The organism is Fodinicurvata sp. EGI_FJ10296 (assembly GCF_040712075.1).
Classification (GTDB): domain Bacteria; phylum Pseudomonadota; class Alphaproteobacteria; order DSM-16000; family Inquilinaceae; genus JBFCVL01.
On the sequence record NZ_JBFCVL010000003.1, the window covers coordinates 499125 to 524687 of the forward strand.

Here is a 25563-nt window from a genome sequence, read left to right on the forward strand (position 1 = left end):
TGGAGAAGACGCCATGATCGATTCCGCCACCACCGCCGCCTCTCATCCGGACGCGTATGGACCTTTCGCCCCGATCGAGGTCCTGTCGGGCCTGATCCAGACCGGCGCACTGAAGCCCAGCACACTGGTCGCCGATTGTCTGAAGCGGATCGATGCGCTGGATCGCCGGGTGCATGCATTCGTCGAGGTCTATGCCGACGAGGCCATGGCCGCCGCCGAGGCGCATGATCGGCTGATCGCCGCCGGTCACCGGATCGGGCCGCTGCACGGCATCCCGGTGGCGCTCAAGGATCTGGTGGAAATGAAAGGCAAGCACACCACGGGTGGGTCGGCCGAATGGCGCGGCCGGATTTCCGAAGAGACGGCGACGCTGGTGCGATTGCTGGAAGCCGCCGGCATGATCGTCATCGGCAAGACCCATATGGTGGAATTCGCCTACGGCGCCTGGGGCACCAACGCGCATATGGGCGCGCCATGGAACCCGTGGGACATGAACACGCACCGCATCTGCGGCGGGTCCAGCAGCGGTTCGGCCGCAGCGGTGGCGGCCGGTATGGTGCCGGCGGCGATCGGCACGGATTCCGGCGGCTCCGTCCGCATCCCGGCCTCGCTGTGCGGGATCGTCGGCCTGAAGACCACGGTCGGGCGGGTCAGCCGGGCGGGGACGCTGTACTTGAGCCCGACGGTCGACACCATCGGGCCCATGGTCCGGTCGGTTGCCGACGCTTCATTCATGCTCGATGCGCTTCAGGGGCAGGATCAGGGCGATCGGTCCACCTTGGGCGTTGCGCCCTGCACGCCTGGCGCCAGCCTGAACACAGGCGTCGAAGGCCTGCGCCTGCTGGCCATGGAAGACAGCGATCGCGCCAAATGCTCCGGCCCCGTCAACGCCGCCTATGATGCCGCGCTCCAGACATTCCGAGATCTGGGCGCGCGCGTCGATACGGTGACACCGCCGGCATCCCTGATCGACGTCGCCGCTGAGGGCGGCCGGATCCTGTCCGCAGAAAGCTATGCCATCCACAAGGCCTGGATCGACGACGAGACGAAACAATTCGATCCGGCAGTGCGCCGCCGCATCCTGCTGGGCCGGGATATCGATGCCGCCGCCTATATCGACATTCTGGAAAGGCGCCGGCAGAACATCGCCGCCTTCGACGCCTTCATGGCCGATTTCGACGCCATGATCACGCCCACGACAATCTCGTCGGCGGTACCGCTCGACGCCGTCGATGAGACCCAGTCGCCGATGAGCCTGATCACCCGCGCCGGAAACTATCTGGAGCAATGCGCCATCGCCGTTCCGGCCGGCATTGATGACCAGGCCGGGGCCGAGAACGGGTTGCCGCTGTCGATCCAGGTCGTCGGCCGCGCCTTTGACGAGACGCGGATTCTCAGGATCGCCCGCGCCTTCGAACAGGCCACCGACTGGAAGGACCGTCACCCGGTCGGTCTGTGATGGCCCGCTTGAACGGCGAATTCCGCATACCCCTATTGAACGCCCAAGAGAGACCCTTATGCCGGACACGACGCGCCCCCTTGTATGCCACATACCGGTCTGCCCTTTTTCCCAACGGCTGGAGATCCTCCTTTCGCTCAAGGGACTGACCGGCGCGGTCGATTTTCATGTGGTGGACATCACCCGCCCCCGGCCGGACTGGTTGCTGGAACGCACGCGCGGCACCACGGCGATGCCGATCCTGCTGACACCGAAAGGCGGGGTGATCAAGGAAAGCCTCGTGATCCTGCGTTATCTTGAGGAGATCTTCCCCATCCCGGCGATCGCGCGGCATGACCCCTTCGAGCGTGCGATCGAACGGATGCTGATCGCGCATGAGGGGGCCTTCACGACCTGCGGCTATCGGTTCGTGATGAATCGCGACACTTCGGTGCGCGCGGAATTCGCCGCGCGGATGCTGGACGAATACGCCAGGCTCGACGCCTTCCTGCGCCGGCACAATCCGGGGGGCATATTCCTTTTCGAGGAATTCGGCCTCGCTGAAACAGTGTTCACGCCAATGTTCAAGCGGTTCCTGTTCCTCGAATACTATGAGAATTTCGACCTGCCGGAGTCCGCGGATTTCGCTCGCGTCCGCCAGTGGCGCGATACCTGCCTCGCTCATCCCTCGGCGCAACAGGTAAGCCGCGAACAGATCGTCAAGCTCTACTATGACTACGCCCTTGGCGCCGGCAACGGTGCGCTTCCCGAAGGCCGCACGGTGTCGAGCTTCACCTTCGATCCGCATTGGACCGAACGCCCCTGGCCGCCCCGAGAGAAATACGGTCGCGCCGCGACAGACCGGGAGCTTGGCCTTCTGAACGACTGACCTACCTTCAATCCGGTCCAGGAGGAATTCCCACGATCCGCAGATCCGGAACACCGAAGCCGCCATTCGCCAACCCTCTGCCAAGACACCGTGCTGCTAAGACACCGTGGCCGCGACCAGATCGGCAACGTCGGCCAGGTTCTCCAGATCGTCCACCATGGCGATCAGCCGCGCCACCGGCTCTTCGGGCAGCGGATGACGGCCAAAGGAACAGCAGCGCCGGAACTTGTCGCGCTGCTGTTCCGGCGAAAGCGGCGCCTCCGGATGCCCGAACACCACCGGCAGCGTGATCGCGTGCTCCTGCCCGCCGGTCAGCCTCACGCGCACTGTCTGCGGGTTCAGCGCGTTCTCGTCGGCATTGGTGTCCTGCACCACGCTGACCATTCCGGCGAAATGGTGGACGCGGGGATCGCTCAGCATTTCCGGCCCCATGAAATCTGGAACGTCGACGCGCCCCCGCGCCAGAAAGACGCCAGCGACAAAGGCCAGGCACAGCTTGGCATAGGTTGTTGAGGGCTGCGCTATGGCCGGCCGCCCGACCAGCCGACAGATCAGGGGCGGGGCCTCGACCGTGACGGCTTCCACGGCGTCGGCGTCAAACCCGTGCTCGGCCATCAGCCGGGCCAACCCGTCGACCACACCGTGGGTCAGGCGTCCGGTCGGATAAGGCTTCTGCGAAAGCCGCGTAATCTGCCAGCGTGTGCCCAGTTGCGAGATCGGTGCAAGATCGTAGAGACCCTGTTCATATAGTTCGAAGTAGCCATACCGCCCGATCAGGAAGTCGCGCGGCCCCTCGACCCCGGCTTTGGCCAGATCCACGGCTGTCAACGCTGCGCGGGCGTTGAATCCGATCTGCAATCCGACCAGCATCGACCCCTCCAGATGGGGTTGCAGCGTTCCCGATGTCTGGCCATAGGCATTGCCGAGCGCGCTGGCGACCCTATCTTCGTCCAGCCCTTCGATCCGGGCAACAGCGGCCGTGGCGCCGAACCCGCCCGCTGTTGCCGGGCGATAAAAGCGCACGGGTGCTTCGACGGCCATACCGATCACCGTGGCGACATCCACCCCGACCGCCAGCGCGGCGATCAGGGTTCGGCCATCGACCGGCTTGCCGGCGGCGCTGAGTTCCTGGCAACGCGACAGCGTCGCCGCCGCGATCGACGCCATGGGATGAACCACGGCGTCCTCGTGCACGCAGTCGAATTCCTGACAGTGGATCAGATACGCATTCACGATCGCCGCCGACGGAGCCGGAAGCATGGTGCCAGTATGCCAGACCTGGGCCGCGCCGCCCTGCCCCCACACCGATGCCGCCTTGATGACGTCATCAACGCCCGCTGCGGATGTTCCGGCAATGCCGGCGCCCAGGGTATCGAGCAGGAAGGTTCTGGTTTTGGAAACGGCGTCGGCCGGAATCGATTCCGGATCGGTTCGGGCGACATGGCGGGCCAGGGCGTCGGCGGGGTTGGCAAGTGTCATATTCGATCGCCTCGCGTTTTCGTTTCGCCCGCTGAAGTCTCGCAGAATCGCCTGCGCCCGTCACACAAAAGAACGAAATTAAACGAAAAATTCAGTGCATCGTAAGGAGATATCTAAACCTGCGAAACCTGAATTGCCACTTCGCTCCATAGACGAACGAATATTATTCACTTAACCTGAATCTTCCCAGTCATGAGACTCGGGCGAAAGATCCGTAGCGGGCAAAACAAGCTGAATACGAAACGCTGCGGATACTACCAAGGGAGGAAGAAATGGTTCATTCGCTCGTCGGCGGCCGCTATGCGCACGCCGCCATCACCGCTGCCCTGATGCTCGGATCCAGCACGGTCGCCTATGCTGACGCAGGGATCGACTATCCCCATGATCTCGTGACGCTGGTCACGCATTCGAGCGCCGGTGGCGGCGGCGACGTCTTCCTTCGCGACATGATCGGACCCCTTTCGGAAATCATGGGCGTCGAGTTCGTGGTCGAGAACGTCGTCGGCGGCAGCGGCGGCGCCGCGATCGCCTATATGGCCGAGGCGCCCGCCGACGGTTCGGTCATCTATGCCAGCAACCCGACCTATATCTTCACATCATTTCTGAGCGACCTCGACCCCAACTATACCGACCTGGACCCGATTGTTAACGTCTTCTATGACCCTCAGGTCATTTTCGCCCGGGCCGATGCCCCGTACGAGACACTGGAAGACGCCGTCAGCGCCGCCCAGGAAGAGGACATGGTCTGGGCCGCTGGCGCCGCGGGCGCTCTGGGCCGGATGGCCATGGAGCAGCTGAAACAGGAGACCGGCGTCGATGCGGCCATATTGACGGGCGAAGGCGGCGGCGAAACCATCCTCAGCGTCCTGAATGGCACGGCGGACATCGCCGTCGGCGAAGTTCTGGAACTGAGATCACAGCTGGAAGCCGAAGAGGTCAAGCTGCTGGCGGTCCTGACGCAGGAGCGGCTGGCGGAGAATCCCGATCTGCCAACGGCGCGCGAACTGGGCATCGATGTGGTGGTCGAAAAGTACCGCGGCCTCGCCGGTCCTGCCGGGCTGCCGGACGACGTGATTGCCGCATGGGAATCGGCCATTCAACAATTGCTCGAACATCCGGAATATCGCGAGATGTATACTGCGGCAAGTCTTGAGCCGGCCTATCTCTCGAACGAAGAGTTCAGGCCTTTCATCGATGATTTCGCGGCCAGCACGGAAGATTTCATGATATCGGTTGGAATAATCCAGGAATAACCACCAAGGGAGCACAGACGGCGGGCGATGGGAGCGACGGGGTATCACATGAACAGGAATTTCTTTCTGGGCGTAATGACCCTGGCGCTCTCAATCGCCTTTCTGATCGCCGCGCAGGACCTGCCCAGCAGCCGCCTCGACGGCCCTGTCGGGACGGCGGGGTTTCCCCGGCTGATCGGCTGGACCCTGTTCGGCGCCTCGATTCTGCTGATGGCGCAATCGGCCCTGTCCTTCATGTCGCGCCGCAGTTCGCCGACCCGAGCTATTGACGCGACTGCGCAGATCGAGGGCGAGGCGCCCGACATCTGGGCAACCCCGGGGCGGACCGCGGCACGAGCCGCGGGATTCCTGGCAATCGCTGTGGCTTTCCTGCTGCTGTTGCCCCATCTCGGCTACCTGATTTCGGTGTTCCTTCTGATGACGGTCGCCATCCGGTACCAGGGCATGCGCCTCAGCGGGCGCGTATTTCTCGTCGCCGGCTTGGGCGCCTGCGCGTTCTGGGTCCTGTTCGTCTGGGCCATGGACGTGCCACTGCCGAGCGGCCTTCCCGGCCGGATCTTCTGAACGAACGCCGCACGTCACGGGCGATCGACAAATCAATCACCCTCAGGAACGGGGCCCACTTTGGATGCAATTCTGGTCGCACTCGATGTCCTGACCACGCCGACGATCATCGTGGTCGTCATCATCGGTGTCACCTGGGGCATCTTCGGTGGCGCGATGCCCGGCATTTCTCCGCCGATCGCCATGGCGCTGCTTCTGCCATTCACCTATACCATGGATCCGGCTTCGGCGTTGATCCTGCTGACGGCCACCTATATCGCCGCAGAGTACGGGGGCTCGATCCCGGCCATACTCATTCGCACGCCGGGCACGAGCGCAGCTGCGGCGACCCTGATCGAAGGGTACGAAATGCAGCGCCGCGGCAAAGGCGGAGAGGCGCTTGGAATTGCCCTGGTCGCGAGCGTGATCGGCGCGGTATTCGGTCTGCTGCTCGTCATCTTCCTGACCGAACCGCTGTCGCGAGTCGCACTGGCCTTCCGGCCTCCGGCCTATTTCGCGCTGGGCATACTGGGTTTGAGCGTCATCGCGTCACTTTCGGAAAAATCGCTGCTGAAAGGGATCATAGCGGCCCTGATCGGGCTGATGATCGCCACGATCGGCACCGACCCCGTTTCCGGCGTCGTCCGGTTCGCGTTCGGCTATCCGGAACTGCTGTCGGGCGTTCCTTTCGTACTCGTGATGGTCGGGCTGTTTGCGGTCAGCGAACTGTTCGAACAGCTCTCGATTCCGGTCTGGGAGAAGATTTCGGCGACCCGGACGAAACTCAAGCTGCCGACATGGGCGATCCAGAAGGGACTGTTCCGGGCCAACATGATCGGCGTCGGCATCGGCAGCTTCTGCGGCCTGATGCCGGGTGCGGGCGGAACGGTCTCGTCGTTCCTTGCCTATAACGAGTCCAAGCGGTTCGCCCGCGACAAGGCCTCGTTCGGCAACGGCGCGCCGGAGGGCGTCGCAGCGCCGGAAAGCGCGAACAATTGCGACGCAAGCGTCAGCATGATTCCGCTTCTCAGTTTCGGAATACCGGCATCGACATCGGCCGCCGTTCTGCTCGGCGGATTCCTCATCCACGGCCTCGCCCCCGGCCCGGCCCTGTTCGGACGAAACCCGGACCTTCTCTACAGCCTGTTCACCGGCATGTTGATGGCCTGCATCGCACTACCGTTTATTGCCTTTGCGACGCTCAAGCTTTGCGTACTGCTCGTCAATCAGCCCAAGCCATATCTGATCTCGTTCATCCTGGTTCTGGTCTTTTCCGGGTCGTATTCGATCAACAACAGCATTTTCGACATGTCCATCGTCCTCGGCGCCGGTGTGCTGGGGTTTGGCATGCGCTATTTCGGCGTTCCGGTATTGCCGACGGTTCTGGGCCTCGTGCTCGGCTATCTCATCGAAGCGAACTACCGCCGGTCGCTCGTCATATCGCGCGGCGACCACGCGATCTTCTTCACCGATCCGATTGCCGCGGCGTTTCTGACGATTGCCGCCGTGTTCATGGTGCTGTCGATCGTTCAGGCCGTTCGACAACACCGCAAAGCAAACAACAGGGGAATGCCGTCATGACCAAGCACACCGACCAGATGGCGGCATCGATCAGCAGCCAGCTTGCCGATTGGACGGTGGCGGTCGACGTTGATCGCCTGCCCCCTCATGTTCTCAACTATGCCCGGATGATCCTGCTGGACGTCGCCGGGCTGTGCATATCGGCCCGGAACACGGAGTATGTTGCTGCCACGCTGGCCACGGCTGAGCCGGGTCCGTGCACCGTTCTCGGCCACGCCGGCGGCACCGATGCCTATGGTGCCGCGCTGACCAATGGAACGGCCGCCCATGGCGAGGATTTCGACGACACCTTCGAGGGCGGCCCCGTTCATTCAGGCTCTGTCGTCGCGCCAGCGGTGCTGGCGGCCGGCGAGCGATTTCAGCTCAGCGGCACCGACGTCACCGCCGGTCTGGTCGCCGGGATCGAGATACAATGCCGTCTCAGCCTCGTGGCACCAAAGGCGATCCACAAGGCCGGCTTCCATCCGACGGCCGTCCTTGGCGCATTGGCGGCTGCGGCCGGGGTCGGCCGGGCACTGCGTCTCGACAGCCGCCAGATCATGTGGGCGATGGGGATCGCCGGCAGCATGGCGTCCGGCATAATCGAGTATCTGGCGGACGGCAGCTGGACCAAACGCATGCATGTCGGCTGGTCCGCCCAATCCGGACTGCGCGCGGCGCTGATGGCGAAAGGCGGATTCGTCGGGCCGGCGACGGTCCTTGAAGGCACCCATGGCCTTTACAACGCGTTCGCTCCCGGCATCGCGCCCAACTACCGGCCACTGCTCGACAGCCTGGGCGAGCACTGGCACCTCCCGACCATCGGCTTCAAGACCTATGCCTGCGGAACCATGACCCAGCCCTATATCGACTGCGCGATCGAACTGGGATCGAAAGGCATCGACCCGAGCAACATCGACTCCATCACATGCGGCGTCGGCGAAGGAACGGTTCACAGGCTTTGGGAACCGCTTGCGGAAAAGCAGAATCCCCCGTCGGCCTATTTTGCAAAATTCAGCGCGCCCTATTGTATGGCCGTCGGCTTCTTCGACCGCGCCGCCGGACTGGCCCAGTTCACTGACCAGAAGGTCCAGAACGAGGATATCAGGGCGCTGATGCGGAAAATCTCCTATTTCATCGATCCCGGAAACCCCTATCCCCAGCGCTTTACCGGCCACCTTTGCGCCAGACTGAAGGGCGGCGGCGAAATCGAGATCAGGCGCAACAATCTTCGCGGCGGCATGCACGACCCGATCAGCGAAGACGAACTCCAAGCCAAATTCTTCGCCAACACATCGTTCGGCGGCTGGACCGACCACCAGTCCCGAAGTCTGCGCGATTTCTGCTATTCGATCGACCGCTTCTCCGATCTCTCGGGCCTGCAGCAGTATCGGGGCCGCTGAGGACCCGCGGATTCCGTCCCCCAGGGAACATTCGCCGCCCCGCAAATCTTATCCCTGGACGCGACATTGATCCGCGCAATCCGGGAGACAGGATATGAAACACAAACTCGTGGTCACACTTTCGCTGGCCACCCTGCTGGTCGGCGGACCCGTATTTGCCCAGACGCCGGAAACCGGGGAGGATACCGAGGGTGGCATTTCCGGCATGATGCAGTCGCTGGAAGGCATGGCGCCCGACATGATGGGTGAGATGCGCGAAATGATCGAGGGGCTCGACCCCTCACAGATTCGCGACGTACACCGGCTGATGCGCGATATCGACGTCGAGCGGATGCGGGAAGTTCACCAAGCCATGCAGGAACTGGATATCGACCGGATTCGCCGCATGCAGGAGCAGATGGACCGGATCGAACCGTTGCTTGGCAGGATCGAGGATGTCGACGTCGACAGGCTCCGGCGCATGACCGAACGTATGGCCGAGTCCGGGCGTGAACGGGGGCCGGAAAGCGGCGCCGGGCGCAATGGGGAACGCGACGGGGACCGGGATCGGGATCGGGATCGGAACTGGCGGCACGACAGTGACTGGATGATGGGTCAACACATGTCCGGCGGGGCAATGATGAGGCCGCCTGCCTTGACGCATTTTGCGCCGGGCCTTCTATACGGTCTCGGCGGGCCGGCCCTTCCCGAACCGCTGGAGGTGGAAGACGTGGAAGATATGCTGGAAAGCCTGATCGATCGGCACGGCAATCCCCGGCTCGCCCTTGGCGCGCTGGAGGAAACCGACACCGGCGAGATCATCGCCGACATCGAGACAGTGGACGGATCGCTCGTCCAGCGCCTTGGCATCGACCAGCATACCGGCACAATGCGCCAAGTGCGATGACGTCAACAATCCGGCGACTTCCAGAAATCGCATGGCTGCAGCGACTAAATCTCCTGACTTCTTCTAATGACCGGGAATCGCCGGATTCCAGCCTTTCAAGAATAGCGGGGTCGGCCGGCAGGATTAACACCTAAGCAACGAATATACGTGAGTATGGCATAGTGTCCAACCTCCGGCCCAGGATCATTGCCATGCCCGCCGACAGCCCACGCCGCGCGTCGCTTTTTGCCAACCTTAAAACGGGAACCAAGATCTTCAGTGGCTTCGCCATCGTCCTCGTCTTGCTAATCGGTCTTGCCGGTATGTCCTTGCTCAATAGCCGCGAAGCTCAGGACACTCTCTCGCAGTACGCCAATCAGTCGGCGCTACAAACCGATGTCGCCAGTGGTGAACGCGCGTTGCTGCGCGCCGGCATCGCTGCCAACCACTTTCTGGCCTACGCCGAAGAAGACAGCAGGGCGGCGTTTCAAACGGCAATCGATCAGGCTGACGAACAGTTTCAGGCCGCGCGCGTAAGGTCCACACTTGAAGAGAGTCAGCAGGCCATCGATGAAATTCTGGCGCTTGGGACTGACTATGCGGATCAATTTTCCCGCGTTTCCATGCTGATCGACGAGCGCAGCGACCTTATCACCCGCATTGTCAACAATCTGGGCGCCGAACTGCGTCAAACAGCAACCGATGTGCAGAATGCGGAGGCCGAAGAATCGCTGGAAACGTACGTTCCCGCCGCCAAATTGAACTCCGAATTTCTGTTGATCCGGACCGTCGCCGCCCGATATCTGGCGGAACTTTCTCCGGCCGATCGCGACGAAGTCATTGAGGAACTCCCGCATATCGCCGATGACGTGGCGGCGATGCAGCAACTGCCGTTCAATGAGGCTCAACAGTCTCGCCTTGACCGATTCGCGGACGGCTTGCCCGTCTATGCGGCCGGCTTCGAAGAAATCGCCGGCATCAACGCTGAACTGGATCTGCTGCAAGACCAATTGTCGGAGACAAGTGCGGAAATGTTCCAACTATCCGCCGCCACACTTGATGGCGCCAGCACGCTGCAACAAGAAGTAGCCGCATCGGCCGAAGCCGGCGCCGTCGACGCCGAGCAGGCATCGCTGATTTTCGCTGCGATCGCGCTCGCCGCCGGAGCTGGCATCGCATGGCTCATAACCCGCGCCATCACGGGGCCGATCGGATCGATGACGGCCACCATGAAGCGTCTGGCCGGCGGCGATGCATCCGCCGAGGTGCCGGCGATCGGGCGGCGCGACGAAATCGGGTCGATGGCCGACGCCGTTCAGGTGTTCAAGGAAAACCTTATCCGCGCCCGCGAATTGGAGCAGGAAGCGGCCGAACTGAAAATGCGGGCCGAAAAGGAACAGAAGCGGGCGATGAACGAAATGGCCGACAGCTTCGAAGACTCCGTCGGCGAACTCGTTCAGATGATCGCTTCCGCGGTGCAGGAACTCGAAGCGGCCGCCCAGACCATGACCTCGTCCGCCGAGGAAACATCGTCCCAGGCAACGACGGTCTCGGCCGCGGCCCTTCAGGCCTCGTCGAATGTGCAGACGGTGGCAAGCGCTACCGAGGAAATGGCGGCTTCCATCCGCGAGATCAGCCAGCAGGTCGCCAGTTCCGCCCGTTCCGCCGATAATGCTGTTTCCGGCGCCGAGGAAGCCGGTGTGACCGTTAAATCCCTGGCCGAAGCCGCCAATCGGATCGGGCAGGTCGTGCAACTGATCCAGGATATCGCTGCACAGACCAACCTTCTCGCCCTCAACGCCACGATCGAGGCGGCCCGCGCCGGCGAAGCGGGTAAGGGCTTTGCGGTCGTCGCGTCGGAAGTCAAGAATCTGGCCAATCAAACGGCCAAGGCGACGGAGAATATTTCCGAACAGATCAACGGCATGCAAGGCGTGACGCAGGATACCGTCAAGGTGATCGAACGGATCAACCAGATGATCACCGAAAGCCGCGAGATTTCGAACTCGATCGCGGCCGCGGTCGAGGAACAGGACTCCGCGACGGGCGAAATCACCCGCAACATCCAGGAGGCCGCCAACGGCACCGGTGAAGTGTCGAGCGCGATTACCGAGGTCAGTCAGGCCGCCGGCGAAGGCGGTGCCGCCGCCAATCAGGTTCTGGCCAGCGCGCGGGAGCTGGGCGAAACCGCAGGCCGGCTTCAGAAGGGCGTTGCGGAGTTTGTCGGACGCGTCCGCGCCGCCTGATCGGCGGCACCGCATGAGCGCGATCACGCAAGGCTCATGACGGTCATGAGAACAAGGCTGGCGCCACGCGCCAGGTCCGCGTGGAGGCTCGGCCCCCTGATAGCGTGCCGCGCCTCATCGTGGCAAGACCCCGCAAGACCGACGGACTGACGGGAGGCTGACACTGCGCGAGTCACAGATCGTAAGCGCAGCGCCTCCCTCCCTCTTCGTCGCCCCCTATCTCATCCCCGGAGTCGCGAAGCGTAATCCGGGGCCTACACGCTCCGCGAGAGCGTTGATAGTGTGGTCCCCGGCTCTGCAAAGCAGGATTTCATGCTGCTTTGCGTCCGGGGCAGGGGAATTCCTCCAAACAACCCAATCCATCGCACTGTATCGATATCGATGCGTGAATACCCCAGGAGGCTGACCGGGGAACTTTGGAGGAACCGGGGCTCAGGACTGGCTTTCTGCCCCTATCCGCTCCGCCGTCGCCGCTTCGATGGCCCGACAGTCACGTCAAAGCAGGCGCAGCAGTTCGCGCGCAGCATCTTCCGAGGACGCCGGGTTCTGGCCTGTGACCAGCTTGCCGTCAGTCACCACGAAAGACGCCCAATCGGTGCCCTTTTCGTAATTGCCGCCGTTTGCCTTCAACATGTCCTCGACCAGAAAAGGCACCACCTTGGTAAGGCTGACACCTTCCTCTTCGGAATTGGCAAACCCGGTTACGGTCTTGCCCGAAACCAGTGGTTTGCCGTCTGGGCCTTTGGGGTGCTTGAATGCCGCAGGTGCGTGGCAAACCGCGCCGATCGGGCGATCGTTGGCGGCGAAAGTTTGGATCAACTTGATGCTGTCGGCGTCTTCGGCCAGATCCCAAAGGGGGCCATGACCGCCAGGATAGAAGATCGCATCGAACCCATCCGCCGATATCGTGGAAAGAACTGCCGTATGTGCCAGATCGCTCTGGGCCGCCTTGTCGTCCTTGAAGCGTTTCGTAGCCTCGGTCTGGGCGTCGTCCGCGTCGCTGGTGGGGTCCAGCGGGGGCTGCCCGCCCTTGGGTGAGGCAAGAATGACCTCGGCGCCTGCGTCTTTGAAGACATAATAGGGCGCGGCAAACTCCTCCAGCCAGAAGCCGGTCTTCTTGCCCGTGTCACCGAGTTTGTCGTGCGACGTGAGAACCATGAGGATTTTCATGAAGGTGCAGCCTTCCGATTTGTTTGTGTTTCAGACGCTCAGCTTGACGACACGTTTGCCGATAGCTTCGCCTTTCAGCAATCCAACGAATGCCGCCGGGGCAAGTTCCAGGCCCTCGATCATTGCCTCGCGGTACTGGACCTTACCTTCATTGACCCACGCGCCCATCTGCTTTGCAAACTCGGGGTACAGGTGGCCGAAGTCATCGAAGACGATGAAACCGCGCACGGTCATCCACTTGCGCAGGATCAGCCCCAGCAACAAGTTCATCCGGTCCGGGCCGTCCGGCACCGCTGCCTTCACCCGCGTGCAATCTTCCAGACCATCGGAAGTTCCCGCGCAGCGGGCAGGTTCTGGACGTATTTCGGCGAAACGGCAGCGTCATCGATGACGACGCCAAGCGATTTCGTTCCGGCCTTCGCGGCGTCATCGATAACCGATCCGGTAATTTTGACGCCGGCCCGGGAGGCCTGCGACGCGACATCGTCGACGTGCACGGCCGCAAGCTTGGCGAGGGCCGCCACGTCGTCGAGCAATGAGAGCAGACCACTCATTCACTGCGCTCCGACCCGCAGCATCTTCGCAACAATCGCGCGAGAGTCATGCCCACCCAAACATCTCAGACCCGTGTCGTGCGAAGATAAGGGCGAATTTCCGTCCAGCCCTGCGGGAATTGCACCTTGGCAGCGGCGGTGTCGATTGACGTTGGAATGATCACTTCGCCGCCCTTTTCCCAGTCGGCAGGGGTGGCTATCTTTTTCACGTCGGCCAGCTGCACTGCGTCGATCACCCGCAGGATTTCGTTGAAATTCCGGCCCACGTTCATCGGATAGGTCAGCGTGGTATGCTGGGTATCGTCGACATCCTCGATCCACTTTAGGTGATCCTCGACACCGTCTGTCGACAGGCCCAGCGGCTTGACGTTGCGCTTTGCAAATTCATCGGCCAACTGCGCCGTCCGCCCGATCTCGGTTGTGCAAACGGGCGTGAAATCGCCGGGGTGGCTAAAGAAAAAGACCCAGGCCGAGCCGATCCAGTCGTGAAAGGTGATCCTGCCGGTCGATGTGTCGGTGGTGAAGTCCGGGGCGGTATCGCCAATGTGAAGTCCCATTTAAAAAATCTGGTGTGCATCTTCGAGCCCGCGCATGACATTCTCGCGCCCCGACACAAGTGAGTTCCCGGTGACCCGATTGGCGAACCGCGCCTAAAGGTAAGTTCGTGGCCAATCAGACGGCCAAGGCGACGGAGAACATCTCCGAACAGATCCATGGCATGCAGGGCGTGACGCAGGAAACCGTCACGGTGATCGAGCGGATCAACCGGACGATCACTGAAAGCCGCGAGATATCGAACTCGATTGCCGCCGCCGTCGAAGAGCAGGACTCCGCGACGGGCGAAATCACCCGCAACATCCAGGAGGCCGCCAACGGCACCGGTGAAGTGTCGAGCGCGATTACCGAGGTCAGTCAGGCCGCCGGCGAAGACGGTGCCGCTGCCAATCAGGTTCTGGCCAGCGCGCGGGAGCTGGGCGAAACCGCAGGCCGGCTTCAGAAGGGCGTTGCGGAGTTTGTCGGACGCGTCCGCGCCGCCTGATCGGCGGCACCGCATGAGCGCGATCACGCAAGGCTCATGACGGTCATGAGAACAAGGCTGGCGCCACGCGCCAGGTCCGCGTGGAGGCTCGGCCCCTGATAGCGTGCCGCCGAGCGCCAGACCCCGACGACAGCCAGGATGTTGTAAGGCACCGACAACACATAGCCGAGAAGCAGCGCCCCCCACGGCTGGTCGAGCATGATCATCGCCAGAAACAGCATTGTGGTGATGACGTTGACGATCAGGCCGATGGCGATAGCCCACGTCCAGAAGGCTTCATTGAGAGGAAGGTCGCCCCGCCAAAGGGCACTGAGCTTTGCCATGAGACAAACCTGGTCGCTGGCGTGGATTTGTGCAAGCTCCCTGATCCGGCCAGAAAGCCCGGGAGGCTGGTCGAACCACTCAGAACGGCTTTTGCCTTTCACCGCCGGGGCACGGCGGCCCCCAACTCATGTTGCCGGAACGTTGAGGCGAACCGAAACTTTGCGTCTTGCATTCCGGTGCGAAAAGGGTGACCTTAAACATGTATTTATTTTCCATGTTTGGAGGGCGCCATGTATGTCGATACGCATCTGGAACGGTCGATGGTCGTTTCGGCCCCCACCTGGGTCGCCGAACGGCAATTGGACACCGCGAGGAAACCGGCGGGGCTGAATGGGATGCATCCCGGCGTCTACGCTATCTCGGTGGCGGGGTGGGTCTGGCTGATCGCATCCTGTTGGGCGGTTTTCGGGACGGATTCCCAGGCCGCCTTTGTGGTCGCCGTCAGCACCTTGTTCATCATCGTATTCTATGGCCTTGCCGCGGCGCTGATGGGACTGAACCGGGTCGACAACGACAACCGAGGCGGCAGTTTCGCCGACTTCATGCGGGCGGGGATCGACACGCTCACCGGGCACATGTCCGGTGTCGCCGCCTTGATACAGGTGGCGCTGATCCCGATCTCGCTCGGCGCCGGCACCATGGTGATGGCCATCATCATTACATTGGCACGGTAAGCCGCCCCGCTCAGGCCCGGGGGACTGGGCCAGAGGAACACGGGCGGGTCCGCAACGCCAGATCGGCGGCGCCACTTCTCCGGATCGCCCCCGCCTTGAGCGGGGGCTGGCCGGGGACTGGCCGGGAACTCAAGCTCTCAGGACCGGCGCTTATGAGGAATCCGGAGCTGCGCCCATCCGCTCCGCCGTCGCCGCTTCAACGTGGCTCTCCATCCGGCGGTGGGCGGGGCGGTCCGCCAGCCCGGCCCAGTAACTCTCGAATTCCGGGCGCTTCTCAAGCGTGCCAAAGCGCATGCCCCAGCCGATCTGCGCGCCGACATAGACATCGGCCGCACTGAAACTGTCGCCGGCAATGAAACGACGGCCTGAGACGGCCTGTGCCAGTGTGTTGACGACAGCGGGCACCGAGCCGTAGCCCACTCGCATTTCCTGTTCCTTCGTCGGCGTGACGCCGAGGCTCTGATCGCTCAGGGCCGCTTCCAGCGGCCCGGCGGCGAAAAACATCCAGCGGTAATAGGCGCCGCGCCGATCCAGTGGCGGGGCCAACCCGGCGTCAGGAAACGCGTCGGCGAGATAGGCGCAGATCGCCGCGGCTTCCGTCACCACGACGTCGCCGTGCTTGATGGCCGGCACCTTGCCCATCGGGTTGATCGCCAGATAGTCCGGCGCCTTCATGGTCGTGCCGTATTCCAGCACCTCGGTTCGATAGGGAGCGCCGACTTCCTCCAGCATCCAGTGGACGATGCCGCCGCGCGACCATGGGTTGGTATAAAAAACGATCTCTGCGCCCATCGGGGCCTCCCTGTGGCTTGGTGCAACCACCGAACAATGCGCCGCCGCACTGTCAGATTCTGGCAGCATGGTGCATTGCCATTCCTTCAACAGCGTATGCCGGCGGCGCGGGTATCGTTCGGCCGAAACCACGGCGTCGCGAATACGATCGGCGCGGAAATAGCGGAAATCCTGCCGCAATTCGCACCATCCAACGACCGTTCGCGCCGACTCGAAGAATGACAGCGCGAAAGGCCAGATCGTCCGCTTTGTTGTGCGGCCCCACTGGTCGCAATAGTCGATCCGCAACTTCCGCTCGTACCGCACGGCACGACGCAGCAGCCCAAGGTCGATGCCCGACGAGAGCGAATGGCCCGGCGGCACCAGCAACGCGGTCTCATCCAGCCGTTGGCGAAGATCGTCCGGCAGCACGGCGGCGATCTTGGTCATGGCGTCACGGGCGGCATCGGCCAGATCGGTGTCCGTTCGCCGGGACACCCATGCGGCGCCAAGCGCCAGCGCCTCGATCTCGTCCGGGGACAGCATCAGCGGCGGCAACATGAAGCCGGGTTTCAGCACATAGCCGACCCCCGGCTCGCCGCTGATCTCCGCACCGATCGCCTGCAACGCCGCGATGTCCCGATAGAGCGTTCGCAACGAGACGCCGGTTTCACGGGCCAGTTCGGCACCGCTGACCGGACGCCGGCGCCGTCGCAGCGCCTGCAGCAGATCGAAGAGACGGTTGGCGCGCGACATGCTCGGGAATTCCCATCGCTGCGGGTCGGGAAGCGTCGATATCGCTCCGATCTCAGTATCCGGCACCCGCCCGACATTGCAACCGCGAAGCGCATTCGCCGCAGCTCAGGAAAAGCTTTGACTCGAATGCTATTAATCATTTTTTAGCCTGTATGCGGGAAATTCGGGGCCTTGCGCCCAACCCAACCGCATCACTTTCTACTTTCTACTTTCTACCAGCGTACAAGTCATCGACGCCCAACGACCGGCGATGGGTCCATCGAGACAACGCCCTCACGCCATCCAGCAAACAAAGGAATTCAACAATGAGTCAGGATCGTCCGTCGGCCGCGAAAGGTCATGTACCAGGGCGCGACCGTGGTTCGCTGGTCAAGCTGGGGCTCTTTGCCTCGGTCGCGCTAGTCGCCTTGAACGGCACTCCGGCCCTTGCTCAGGAGACGACGAATTTCGAGCTGAATGCGGACAACAGCTCCATGAATGAATTCTCGACCAACTTTAGCAGCCTCAGCAAAAACAATTTCGGGCAATTTGATTCCGGGGACAAAGAATTTGAATCCGGAAGCAATACATTTAACTATGTCACAGAATTCTTCACACCTTCCGTTTCGGGAAACTACATATTCGGACAAACCGAGGCGCCTGTCGACACTGTGCTTATCGTATACAAAGGAAGTTTCGACCCGGCCAATCCGGCCCAGAATTTTGTTGCATTCAATGACGATAATACAAGTCACGAGACCGCTGGTTCGACGTGGGATGGCGACGTTCCAGACGGAATAACGGTCGTAACTTGCAGCGAAGGTGATACCCCACTGCCCCAGCGGTGCCCGATCGTCGGCGCCGATCTGGAAGAAGGCGAGCAATATCACGTCGTCATCTCCACCTTTAGCCGTGACAAGGACCTTCCCTTCCCGTTCGGCTTTTTTGTCTACGGCCCCGGCGGGGTGCTGGTCGGCGAACAGGAAGAAGTCGAAGAGGAAATCGAACAGATTTTGACCGGCCTGTTCGAGAAGCCTGTCACCGACCAGCCGCAGCAGCCGGGCGGTGCCTATTTCGACCAGATTGTCGAAATCACAGACCGCGACGGCGACATCTTTGCCGCGCTGGTGCCCTTTGCCGCGCTGAGCGAAGACGAACGCCGCGTCTTCGTGGAAAGCATGAGTTCGAACACCAGCCGGGCCGGGCTGCAGACGTCGAACCGCCAGATGACGCGTTCGACATTGGCAACGCTGGGCAGCCGCCTCAACCGCGCCGGCGGCGCCAGCACATCCACCGGCACCACCACCGCGACGCTGGCGGGCGAGCGCGTTCAGTTCGCGATGGCCGATATTGGCCGCAACGATGGATCGCCAAGCCTGGCAGACGCCCGCATCGGTGACGCCTCGGTCGGCTTCGACGGTCGCGATACGGGCGACCTAGCCGCGCTGGCATCCACCCTGTCGTTCCAGGACGGCTCGTCGGTCGGGCAGATCAGTTCCTGGGCCGAAGGCTATATCGGCCGGGGCGACGGCCCGTCCTTCGACTACGACCTGCACGGCGGTCTGGTCGGTGTCGACTACCGGGTCAGTGAGAACCTACTTGCCGGGGTCTTCTTCGGCATCGGCAGAAGCGTCGTGGAGGGCGGCGACGCAGCGGCCGCCGAAGTCGATACCGACACCACGTCTACTGGCCTGTATGCCGCCTGGTTCGAAGGTCCGGTCAGCCTGAACGCCAGCGTGATCGCCGGTTTCGGGCGCAACGAAAACAGCCGCACCATCGTTGGCGTAACCAACGAGATCGTCGAGGGCACCAACCAAAGCGAGGAGATTTCGATTTCCGCCGGCGGCCGCTATCGCTTCGACGTGACCGAGCAATGGGAAATTGCCCCCACGGTGCAGGCCACCCATAGCTGGGCCCGGCAATCCAGCTATACCGAGCGCGGCGACACACCGCTGGTCATGACCTATGGCAGCCAGAACCAGACCGTCTGGCAGACGAACCTCGGAATCGAAACAGCCTTCTCCGTGATCGACGACGCAGAGACCGCGCTCTCCCTGTTCGGCGGCGCGGGCTGGGGCATGACGGCGCAATCGGGCGGTTCGACCCGGGCCGCGCTGGCCGGCGACACGTCGGGCAACGGTTTTACGCTTCGTCCCGACAACGACACCCGGCACAGCCTTGAACTGAACGCCGGGCTGTCCTGGGAGCAGGCCCTGAACGCCGGCAGCAGCGTGGCGCTGCGCGCCGCTTACGAGGGATCGTTCGGCGAGGACGAGACCGGCCACACCGGGCGGCTCGCCGTCGCCTATCGCTGGTAGCAAATCACGTCCTCCCGGCCTTCGGGCCGGGAGAACGGATACGCCGCCTGAAACCGTTTTCGGCCGACGTTAAAAGGGGCTGAACTCGGAAACGTGGAGCGTCGCCGGCGCGGAACTGTTGTTGAATGTTCCGACCCAGATATCGTACCGGCCGGACATCGGCTGGTCGAATTGCACGGCCGGATCGACGCCGCGATAGTCGTCGTTGCAGTACCACCGGCCGTTCGGGGCATTGACCAGCAACGTCGTATCGGTATTGGACGTGACATAGAAACTGAGCGGCATCATACCCGCACTGTAATCAACCTGAAAATCAGGTGCCGTCGCCACGTAGCCGATGCAACCGGGGCCATACCCCAGGCGACTTGCGTCGTTGCCGCCACCGGCCGTCAGCGACTGGCGCCGGGGATCGTTGGCAAAGCCCGAGCGCAGCGAAAGGCTGCCATAAATCGGCGCAGCGCTCAGATCGAGCCCGCCGGCCCCATATCCACCGGATCCGCCGCTGTTCCCGTATCCGCCGCCACTCGACTCCATGCCGAAGGGCTCAAGCTCGGTAATATGAAGTCTTGCCGACGCGGAGATCTGACCGAAGGTTCCGACCCAGATATCGTATTGGCCGGATTGCGGCTGATTGAATCGGACGGCCGGATCGACGCCGCGCGTGTCGTCATTGCAGTACCACCGACCGTCCGGCGCGTTGACCACGAGCGTCGTGTCGGTGTTGGACGTGGCGTAAAAGCTGAGAGGCAGACCACCAGCAGAATAGTAGACGCGATAATCCGGCGAATTGGCGACATAGCCGGTGCAGGATCCACCGATCGTGTTGCGGACATTCACAGTACCGCCAGCCGTAAGATCGACGGTCCTTGGGTCGCCAGCAAAGGCAGCATTCAGGTTTGTTTGTCCGTAGATCGGCACCCCTGACACGTCCTGAGCGAAAGCCTGCGCCCCGGTCATGCCACCGGCGACGCCGGCCAATGCAACCCCGACGATCGCGCCCCAGAAACGCGAAACTGATTCGACCATTATTTTCTCCAGAAGATCATATGACGACATCCATGTGTTCGAAATTATTACGTCACAAAGTACAAACAGAATGCTAATTCGCCTTGCTGTCCGGCAAATTTGACGGACAGCAGTTGCGTCGTCTCCCGGGCCGGCGCACGGCCTGATGACGAAGCCGATTTCTGTCGATATGGTCGTCTGGACACGACAAATAGCCGGATCGATCACCGGGCGGAGCAGCACATGATATCACTGGAAGCCGACGTTCTGATTGTCGGCGGCGGAATGGCCGGCACCTGCGCCGCTATCGCGGCCGCCCGCAGCGGGTCGCAAACAATACTGGTCGAACGCAACGGCTTTCTGGGCGGGGCTGCGACCGCGGCGGCTGTCGGGCAGTTCGTCGGCTGGGAAACCGAAGCTGGACGGCGCGTCATCGCCGGGCTGGCCGAAGAGGTCGTTGCCCGACTGATCGACAATGACGGCGCTCACGGACACAGCCGTTTCGTCATGTCGACCGGCCATGTCATGGATCGCGTGCAGTACAATCCGGAAATTCTGAAATGCGTCCTGGATTCGCTGGTGGCCGAAGCCGGTGTCGACCTGCTTTTTCATGCCTGGCAGGCCGGTGCAGAGACGCACGGAGCACGGGTTTACGGCGCACGCTTCCTGACCAAGAGCGGTGAAATCAGTATTCGCGCGCGGCAGTTCATCGATGCCACCGGCGATCTCGACCTGCTGCAGGCCGTCAGCGCGCCGATGCTTCGGGCCGACCGGGACAGGCTGCAGCCGGGAACGTTGATGTTTGCCATTGGGCCAATCGACTTTGATCGGTTCGACGCGATCGAACTGGAAGAAAAGGGAGCACTTGCCCGGCGCGGTTTCGAGGAGGGTGCGCTCGCGCGGCCGGCACTGCACTGCAGCCGCGTGCCGGGCAGCGATCATGGCTGGTTCAACGTCACGCGCGTGACCGTAGACGGCAGCGACGCCCGATCGCTGAGCCAAGCAGAGATCGAAGGGCGGCGGCAGGCGCTGGCCGCCGCGCGCTATATCATCGATAAGGTTCCGGGCTGCGAAAATGCGCGCCTGTCGGCGTTCGCACCGCAACTGGGCATTCGCGAAACCCGTCGTGCGCTCGCCGATCATACGATTACCGTCGAAGATCTCGCGTCGGCGCGCCGCTTCGACGACACCATCGCCTGCGGGGCCTATCCGATCGATCTGCACAAGGCCAACAGCGGCGCGCTGACGATCGAGGGGTTCGGCGCCGATCACGCCTATTGCGTCCCGTTGAGGGCGCTGATCGTTCGCGATTTCGACAATCTGCAGGTGGCAGGGCGCGGCATTTCGGCCACCCAGGAAGCCCATGGCGCGTTGCGGGTCATGCCGCTGGCCATGGCGATGGGCCAGGCCGTCGGCACCGCCGCCGCCATGGCCGCAGGCGCGGGTAACGATCCGGCGGTGCGCGACATCGACATTTCCGCGCTGCGCGACCGGCTCTCCCGGGCCGGTGCGATCATCGATCCCGATGCCTAACGACGATCGACCTGCCCCGGACCGAGCAATGACCGGCCCAGATTGACCAGTTCCTGCAGGGCGATCGTTATCAGGCCAACCGCGATCCCCAGCAGGAAGACACCCCGGCTGATGCCCAGAACCGGTGTCGTCAATCGCTCGACAAAGGGCCAGACCGTCCCGATCTGGGCACATATGACAGCGACCAGCACAATCGTGCCCAGACTTACGAGGGATTCGGCAATTCTTCCGGCGATGCCTTCGAGCCGGTCGGAAAGGACGGATACGGTGATGTGGCGCCGGCGCCGGTGGAGAACCGCCGCCATGAGAAAGACCATCCAGATCATGGACAGCGTCGCCACCTCACCGGCCCAGACCATGGACAACGACGTCGCATAGCGAAGCACGGCCTGCGCCCCGATGACGACGACGAGCACGGCAAGCAGGCACTGCGCGCCCCAAAGATAGACACACGATACCCACCCCAACAGCCTGTCCGCCGACTCGATCAACGCCACAGCTCCATTCCCGATTGCACAGGCCTGACTGACCTCAGTTGCGAAGGTCGCGGATCTCCTGCAGCAGTCCGGGGCTCCACAGCCCTTCCTCGGCAAGCTGCTCGCCGGTTTCAGCCAACCGGTCGGCGAAGGCCTCTGTGTTCAGGTGGATCACATAGGCGCCATCGGCGGTGATCGTGTCGATGGTCTCCTGATGCAGTTCCTGAACACGATCGGCGATGAAGGCGTTCGTCGATTCCACAGCCGCCTCGAACGCAGCCTGCTGGTCGGCATCAAGACCGTCATAGCGCCCCTTGTTCATCGCCAGCGACAGAACGCTCTGAACGTGGTTGGTCAGGCTGACATAGGGCGCCGCCTCGTGGAAACCCTGTCCTGCAATCGTGTCGAACGGTGATTCCATCGCGTCCACCGTTCCCTGGCGCAACGCCAGATAGGCCTCGCCCCACGGCACCGATTGCGGATTGGCGCCAAGATTTTCCCATGTCGCGATGAAGGTCCGGATCTCCGGCACGCGGAACCGCAGACCGCCGAGATCCTCGACCGTAAAGATCGGTGTGCTGGAAACCACCGCGCGCGGCAGACGCTGCCATTCATAGGCCAGCAATTCGATGTTCTGATCGGCCAGTTCCGCGCGCATTTCGGCGTGGATGTCCGAGGTCAGGAACTGTTCGAGATGGGCGCGGTCGACGAAGGCGAAGCCCCAACCCAGAATGCCGTAATCGGTCACGAAATCGGAATAGTTGACCAGTTCCTCGACGACGAGATCGATCGATCCGGTCTGCATGCCCACGATCGCGTCACGACCCGTGCCCAACTGACCGGCGGGATGGACGTTCACTGTTACGTCGCCATCGGTGCGGTTCTGCACCTCGTCGGCAAAATGCTGCGCGGCCTGGCAGGTCGGCGTGTCGGCCGCACTGGGGCATGCCAGTCTCAGCGTCGTCTGGGCCGACGCGCCGGCACCGGCCATGGTCATCCCGGCCGTCAGCGCCATGCCGGCCATCAGTATCGCAATTCTCATTGTCGTTTCCTCCCGTAGTCGAAAATGGGGCCGCTCGTTGGCGCCCTTCAGGGTTCGGTCAATCAAAGAAGAAGTCCGCGAGGCCGGTCACCGTCCAGGGCACGTAGGTGATCAGGATCAGGACCGCGATCAGCGGAATCAGAAATGGCAGCACCGCCCGCACCGTTTCCTCGAAGCGGATCTCGGCGATCTCGGTGACGATGTAGAGGCACCAGCCCAGCGGCGGCGTCATCAATCCGATCGTCAGGTTAAGCACCATGACCACACCGATGTGAACCGGATCGATGCCCAGTGTCCCCGTCATCTCGATCAGCATCGGCGTCACGATGATCAGGATCGAAGTCAGCGACATGAAGCAGCCGAGGACGAGCAATACGACATTCAACAGGGCCAGAAACGCGTATTGGCCGAGACCGGTTTCCAGAAAATAGACCCCCAGAAGTTCCGGGATCCGCTCGGTGGTGATAAGCCATCCAAAGACGACCGAAAGCGCAAGGATGAACAGAATCTGTCCGGTAACGACCAGTGTGTTTTCCAGAATCTCCGGAATCATGCGCAGCGTCAAGCCGCCGTAGAGGAACGAGATGCCGGCGGCATAAATGGCCGTGAAGACACCGGCCTCGGTCGGCGTCACCACGCCGGCAACCAGGGCCGTCATTACCAGGACCGGCGTCAGCAGCGGTGGCAGATTGACGATTAGCGATCGCAGGATACCCCTTAGTGGTGTGCGGGGATCGACGGGAACACCCAGACCGCGGGCGACCACCGTCACGTAGATCATCATTGCCACCGCCAGCAGAAGGCCGGGCACCAATCCGCCGGCGAACAGCTTCCCGATCGAGACATCCGCCATGGTTCCATAAAGGACCAGCATGATCGATGGCGGGATTATGGGGCCGACCGCGCTGGAGGCGGCCGTCACCGCCGCGGCGAACGGCGCGGGATACGAGGCCTCGCGCATTGCCTTGATCTCGATCCGGCCCAGCCCGGCAGCGTCGGCGACGGCCGATCCCGAAATGCCGGCAAAGAACAGCGACGCCAGTATGTTCACATGCGCGAGCCCGCCGCGGACATGCCCCAGAAGCTTGCGCGCGAAATCGAAAATACGGTGCGTGATCCCGCCGGTGTTCATCAACTCGCCGGCCAGGACGAAAAACGGAATGGCGAGCAGCGGTACACTGTCAAGACTGGCGAGCAGCCGGAGCGCCAGAATTGAAAACTGGACCGAATCGGAGAACACGAGAAACCCGATGGCCCCCAGACCAAGGGCGACGGCAACCGGCGCACCGGCAAGCAGGAAAACGAAAAATACGGCGAACAGGGAAAGCAGTTCCAAGGATCGGCCCTATCATGCAGCCGGACAGGATGCGTCGGCGCGGGAGCGCCGGTTCGGCATTGGGATTAGCCCGATTGTGGCAGAACGTCGCTCAAACTCAATAGCCGCAGCCCTTGCCTTTGAAATTGACGCATCCAATAGAATGTGAAATATCAGATATTAGAAAGAAAAGGATGCAATGATTCTGGTCCGCGATTCACTTGCCGAACAAATCCGCATCGAACTGCGGACACGCATCCTTTCGGGCCGATATGCTCTGGGAGAACGGATCAATGTGGACCTGGTGGCCAGCGATCTGAATGTCAGCCAATCCCCAGTGAAGGAGGCACTGAAACAGCTCGAACGCGAGGGGTTGGTGGAAATTCGGCCGCGCAGCGGCACCATCGTGCGGCGGTTCACCCGTCAGGAATTGACCGACATCTATGGTACACGCCGGATCATCGAGCCGGCGGCGTCGGGCCTGGCCGTGACGCAAGGGGCGGTGACGCCCGACCTGCTGGCCCGGCTCGAACAGACGATGGATGCCCTGGCCGACGCCTCCAGCGGGCCGCAATTCATGCACCCGCTCGAGGTCACGGAAGCCGACAGCACTTTTCACCGCTTGATCGTGGATTCCGTCGGCAACGCGATCCTGACCGTCATGCACTCGTCCCTGATCGACCGCGCGCATCTCGTGCGCAACTTCGCCAGCCGGGGCCCCCGGGCTCGCGAAACCCTCGCCGAACATCGCCGGATCATAGACGCCCTTCGTGCCGGCGACGCGCAGGAGGCGCATGACGCTACGCTGGACCATCTGAAATCCGCCGAATTCGACATCAACCGGTCGATGGAGGCGCCGCCGCCCTGATGTGACGGGACGGCACGGAAACGACGACGATCACCAACGTACGAAATCACCAAAACCGGGAGG

At 62.4% G+C, this 25563-nt stretch carries 24 protein-coding genes; 13 read left to right on the forward strand and 11 right to left on the reverse strand.

Going from position 1 to position 25563, the window contains the following annotated elements:
• Positions 1–13: 13 nt before the first annotated feature.
• Entirely contained in the window at positions 14–1459 is a 1446-nt protein-coding gene (locus ABZ728_RS08495; protein ID WP_366655660.1) for an amidase, read from the forward strand.
• A 58-nt stretch (positions 1460–1517) separates the two neighbouring features.
• Positions 1518–2327 (forward strand): glutathione S-transferase family protein, encoded by an 810-nt coding sequence (locus tag ABZ728_RS08500; RefSeq protein ID WP_366655661.1) that lies wholly within the window; start codon positions 1518–1520, stop codon positions 2325–2327.
• Between the two features lie 96 nt (positions 2328–2423).
• Here ABZ728_RS08500 and ABZ728_RS08505 read toward each other — a convergent pair whose 3' ends face one another.
• A complete protein-coding gene (locus ABZ728_RS08505) occupies positions 2424–3806 on the reverse strand; it encodes an MmgE/PrpD family protein (RefSeq protein ID WP_366655662.1) in 1383 nt (460 codons plus the stop codon).
• Positions 3807–4078: 272 nt separating this feature from the next.
• Between ABZ728_RS08505 and ABZ728_RS08510 the strand changes: the two genes are divergently transcribed.
• The 6 genes from ABZ728_RS08510 to ABZ728_RS08535 all read left to right on the forward strand — a co-directional run bounded on the left by ABZ728_RS08510 (position 4079) and on the right by ABZ728_RS08535 (position 11676).
• Positions 4079–5059, forward strand: a complete 981-nt coding sequence (locus ABZ728_RS08510) for a tripartite tricarboxylate transporter substrate binding protein (protein WP_366655663.1) — start codon at positions 4079–4081, stop codon at positions 5057–5059.
• Positions 5060–5107: 48 nt separating this feature from the next.
• Positions 5108–5623 carry a tripartite tricarboxylate transporter TctB family protein gene (locus ABZ728_RS08515; protein ID WP_366655664.1) on the forward strand — a complete coding sequence of 172 codons (516 nt, stop codon included), beginning with the start codon at positions 5108–5110 and terminating at the stop codon, positions 5621–5623.
• Positions 5624–5683: 60 nt separating this feature from the next.
• Complete coding sequence (locus ABZ728_RS08520; RefSeq protein WP_366655665.1) at positions 5684–7183, forward strand: tripartite tricarboxylate transporter permease; 1500 nt, start codon at positions 5684–5686, stop codon at positions 7181–7183.
• A complete protein-coding gene (locus ABZ728_RS08525) occupies positions 7180–8565 on the forward strand; it encodes an MmgE/PrpD family protein (RefSeq protein ID WP_366655666.1) in 1386 nt (461 codons plus the stop codon). Before ABZ728_RS08520 ends, ABZ728_RS08525 begins: the two co-directional genes overlap by 4 nt.
• A gap of 94 nt (positions 8566–8659) precedes the next feature.
• Positions 8660–9451, forward strand: a complete 792-nt coding sequence (locus ABZ728_RS08530; RefSeq protein WP_366655667.1) for a hypothetical protein — start codon at positions 8660–8662, stop codon at positions 9449–9451.
• A gap of 191 nt (positions 9452–9642) precedes the next feature.
• The gene (locus ABZ728_RS08535) at positions 9643–11676 is read left to right on the forward strand and encodes a HAMP domain-containing methyl-accepting chemotaxis protein (RefSeq protein WP_366655668.1); all 2034 of its coding nucleotides are present in this window, start codon (positions 9643–9645) and stop codon (positions 11674–11676) included.
• 495 nt (positions 11677–12171) lie between these two features.
• Here ABZ728_RS08535 and ABZ728_RS08540 read toward each other — a convergent pair whose 3' ends face one another.
• From ABZ728_RS08540 to ABZ728_RS08555, 4 genes are all read right to left on the reverse strand, one after another.
• Positions 12172–12846 carry a type 1 glutamine amidotransferase domain-containing protein gene (locus tag ABZ728_RS08540; RefSeq protein ID WP_366655669.1) on the reverse strand — a complete coding sequence of 225 codons (675 nt, stop codon included), beginning with the start codon at positions 12844–12846 and terminating at the stop codon, positions 12172–12174.
• A gap of 30 nt (positions 12847–12876) precedes the next feature.
• Positions 12877–13149: a hypothetical protein gene (locus tag ABZ728_RS08545; protein ID WP_366655670.1), complete on the reverse strand. Its 273-nt coding sequence runs from the start codon at positions 13147–13149 to the stop codon at positions 12877–12879.
• Positions 13146–13400, reverse strand: coding sequence for a DUF808 family protein (locus tag ABZ728_RS08550; RefSeq protein ID WP_366655671.1), 255 nt, complete (start codon positions 13398–13400; stop codon positions 13146–13148). Before ABZ728_RS08550 ends, ABZ728_RS08545 begins: the two co-directional genes overlap by 4 nt.
• Positions 13401–13465: 65 nt before the next feature.
• A complete protein-coding gene (locus ABZ728_RS08555) occupies positions 13466–13957 on the reverse strand; it encodes a redoxin domain-containing protein (RefSeq protein ID WP_366655672.1) in 492 nt (163 codons plus the stop codon).
• 107 nt (positions 13958–14064) lie between these two features.
• Between ABZ728_RS08555 and ABZ728_RS08560 the strand changes: the two genes are divergently transcribed.
• On the forward strand, positions 14065–14439 hold the full coding sequence (locus ABZ728_RS08560; RefSeq protein ID WP_366655673.1) for a hypothetical protein: 375 nt from the start codon (positions 14065–14067) through the stop codon (positions 14437–14439).
• A 23-nt stretch (positions 14440–14462) separates the two neighbouring features.
• On the opposite strand, the gene ABZ728_RS08565 is transcribed toward ABZ728_RS08560, so the two are convergent.
• Complete coding sequence (locus tag ABZ728_RS08565) at positions 14463–14762, reverse strand: hypothetical protein (RefSeq protein WP_366655674.1); 300 nt, start codon at positions 14760–14762, stop codon at positions 14463–14465.
• A gap of 231 nt (positions 14763–14993) precedes the next feature.
• Here ABZ728_RS08565 and ABZ728_RS08570 point away from each other — a divergent pair, with 231 nt between their 5' ends.
• The gene (locus ABZ728_RS08570) at positions 14994–15437 is read left to right on the forward strand and encodes a hypothetical protein (RefSeq protein ID WP_366655675.1); all 444 of its coding nucleotides are present in this window, start codon (positions 14994–14996) and stop codon (positions 15435–15437) included.
• Between the two features lie 150 nt (positions 15438–15587).
• On the opposite strand, the gene ABZ728_RS08575 is transcribed toward ABZ728_RS08570, so the two are convergent.
• The gene (locus ABZ728_RS08575) at positions 15588–16964 is read right to left on the reverse strand and encodes an HTH domain-containing protein (protein ID WP_366655676.1); all 1377 of its coding nucleotides are present in this window, start codon (positions 16962–16964) and stop codon (positions 15588–15590) included.
• Positions 16965–17269: 305 nt separating this feature from the next.
• On the opposite strand from ABZ728_RS08575, the gene ABZ728_RS08580 reads away from it, so the two are divergent.
• Entirely contained in the window at positions 17270–19261 is a 1992-nt protein-coding gene (locus ABZ728_RS08580; RefSeq protein ID WP_366655677.1) for an autotransporter outer membrane beta-barrel domain-containing protein, read from the forward strand.
• A gap of 69 nt (positions 19262–19330) precedes the next feature.
• Here the strand turns inward: ABZ728_RS08580 and ABZ728_RS08585 are convergent, their stop codons facing one another.
• Positions 19331–20287: a hypothetical protein gene (locus ABZ728_RS08585; RefSeq protein WP_366655678.1), complete on the reverse strand. Its 957-nt coding sequence runs from the start codon at positions 20285–20287 to the stop codon at positions 19331–19333.
• 222 nt (positions 20288–20509) lie between these two features.
• Here ABZ728_RS08585 and ABZ728_RS08590 point away from each other — a divergent pair, with 222 nt between their 5' ends.
• Positions 20510–21799: an FAD-dependent oxidoreductase gene (locus ABZ728_RS08590; protein WP_366655679.1), complete on the forward strand. Its 1290-nt coding sequence runs from the start codon at positions 20510–20512 to the stop codon at positions 21797–21799.
• Here ABZ728_RS08590 and ABZ728_RS08595 read toward each other — a convergent pair.
• The 3 genes from ABZ728_RS08595 to ABZ728_RS08605 are packed head-to-tail and all read right to left on the reverse strand — an operon-like array spanning position 21796 to position 24653.
• Positions 21796–22296: a TRAP transporter small permease gene (locus tag ABZ728_RS08595; RefSeq protein WP_366655680.1), complete on the reverse strand. Its 501-nt coding sequence runs from the start codon at positions 22294–22296 to the stop codon at positions 21796–21798. The two genes, ABZ728_RS08590 and ABZ728_RS08595, sit on opposite strands and share 4 nt — an antisense overlap.
• A gap of 34 nt (positions 22297–22330) precedes the next feature.
• Complete coding sequence (locus ABZ728_RS08600) at positions 22331–23317, reverse strand: TRAP transporter substrate-binding protein (RefSeq protein WP_366655681.1); 987 nt, start codon at positions 23315–23317, stop codon at positions 22331–22333.
• Between the two features lie 58 nt (positions 23318–23375).
• On the reverse strand, positions 23376–24653 hold the full coding sequence (locus ABZ728_RS08605) for a TRAP transporter large permease (protein ID WP_366655682.1): 1278 nt from the start codon (positions 24651–24653) through the stop codon (positions 23376–23378).
• Between the two features lie 178 nt (positions 24654–24831).
• Between ABZ728_RS08605 and ABZ728_RS08610 the strand changes: the two genes are divergently transcribed.
• Positions 24832–25500: a GntR family transcriptional regulator gene (locus tag ABZ728_RS08610; protein WP_366655683.1), complete on the forward strand. Its 669-nt coding sequence runs from the start codon at positions 24832–24834 to the stop codon at positions 25498–25500.
• Positions 25501–25563: the final 63 nt, after the last annotated feature.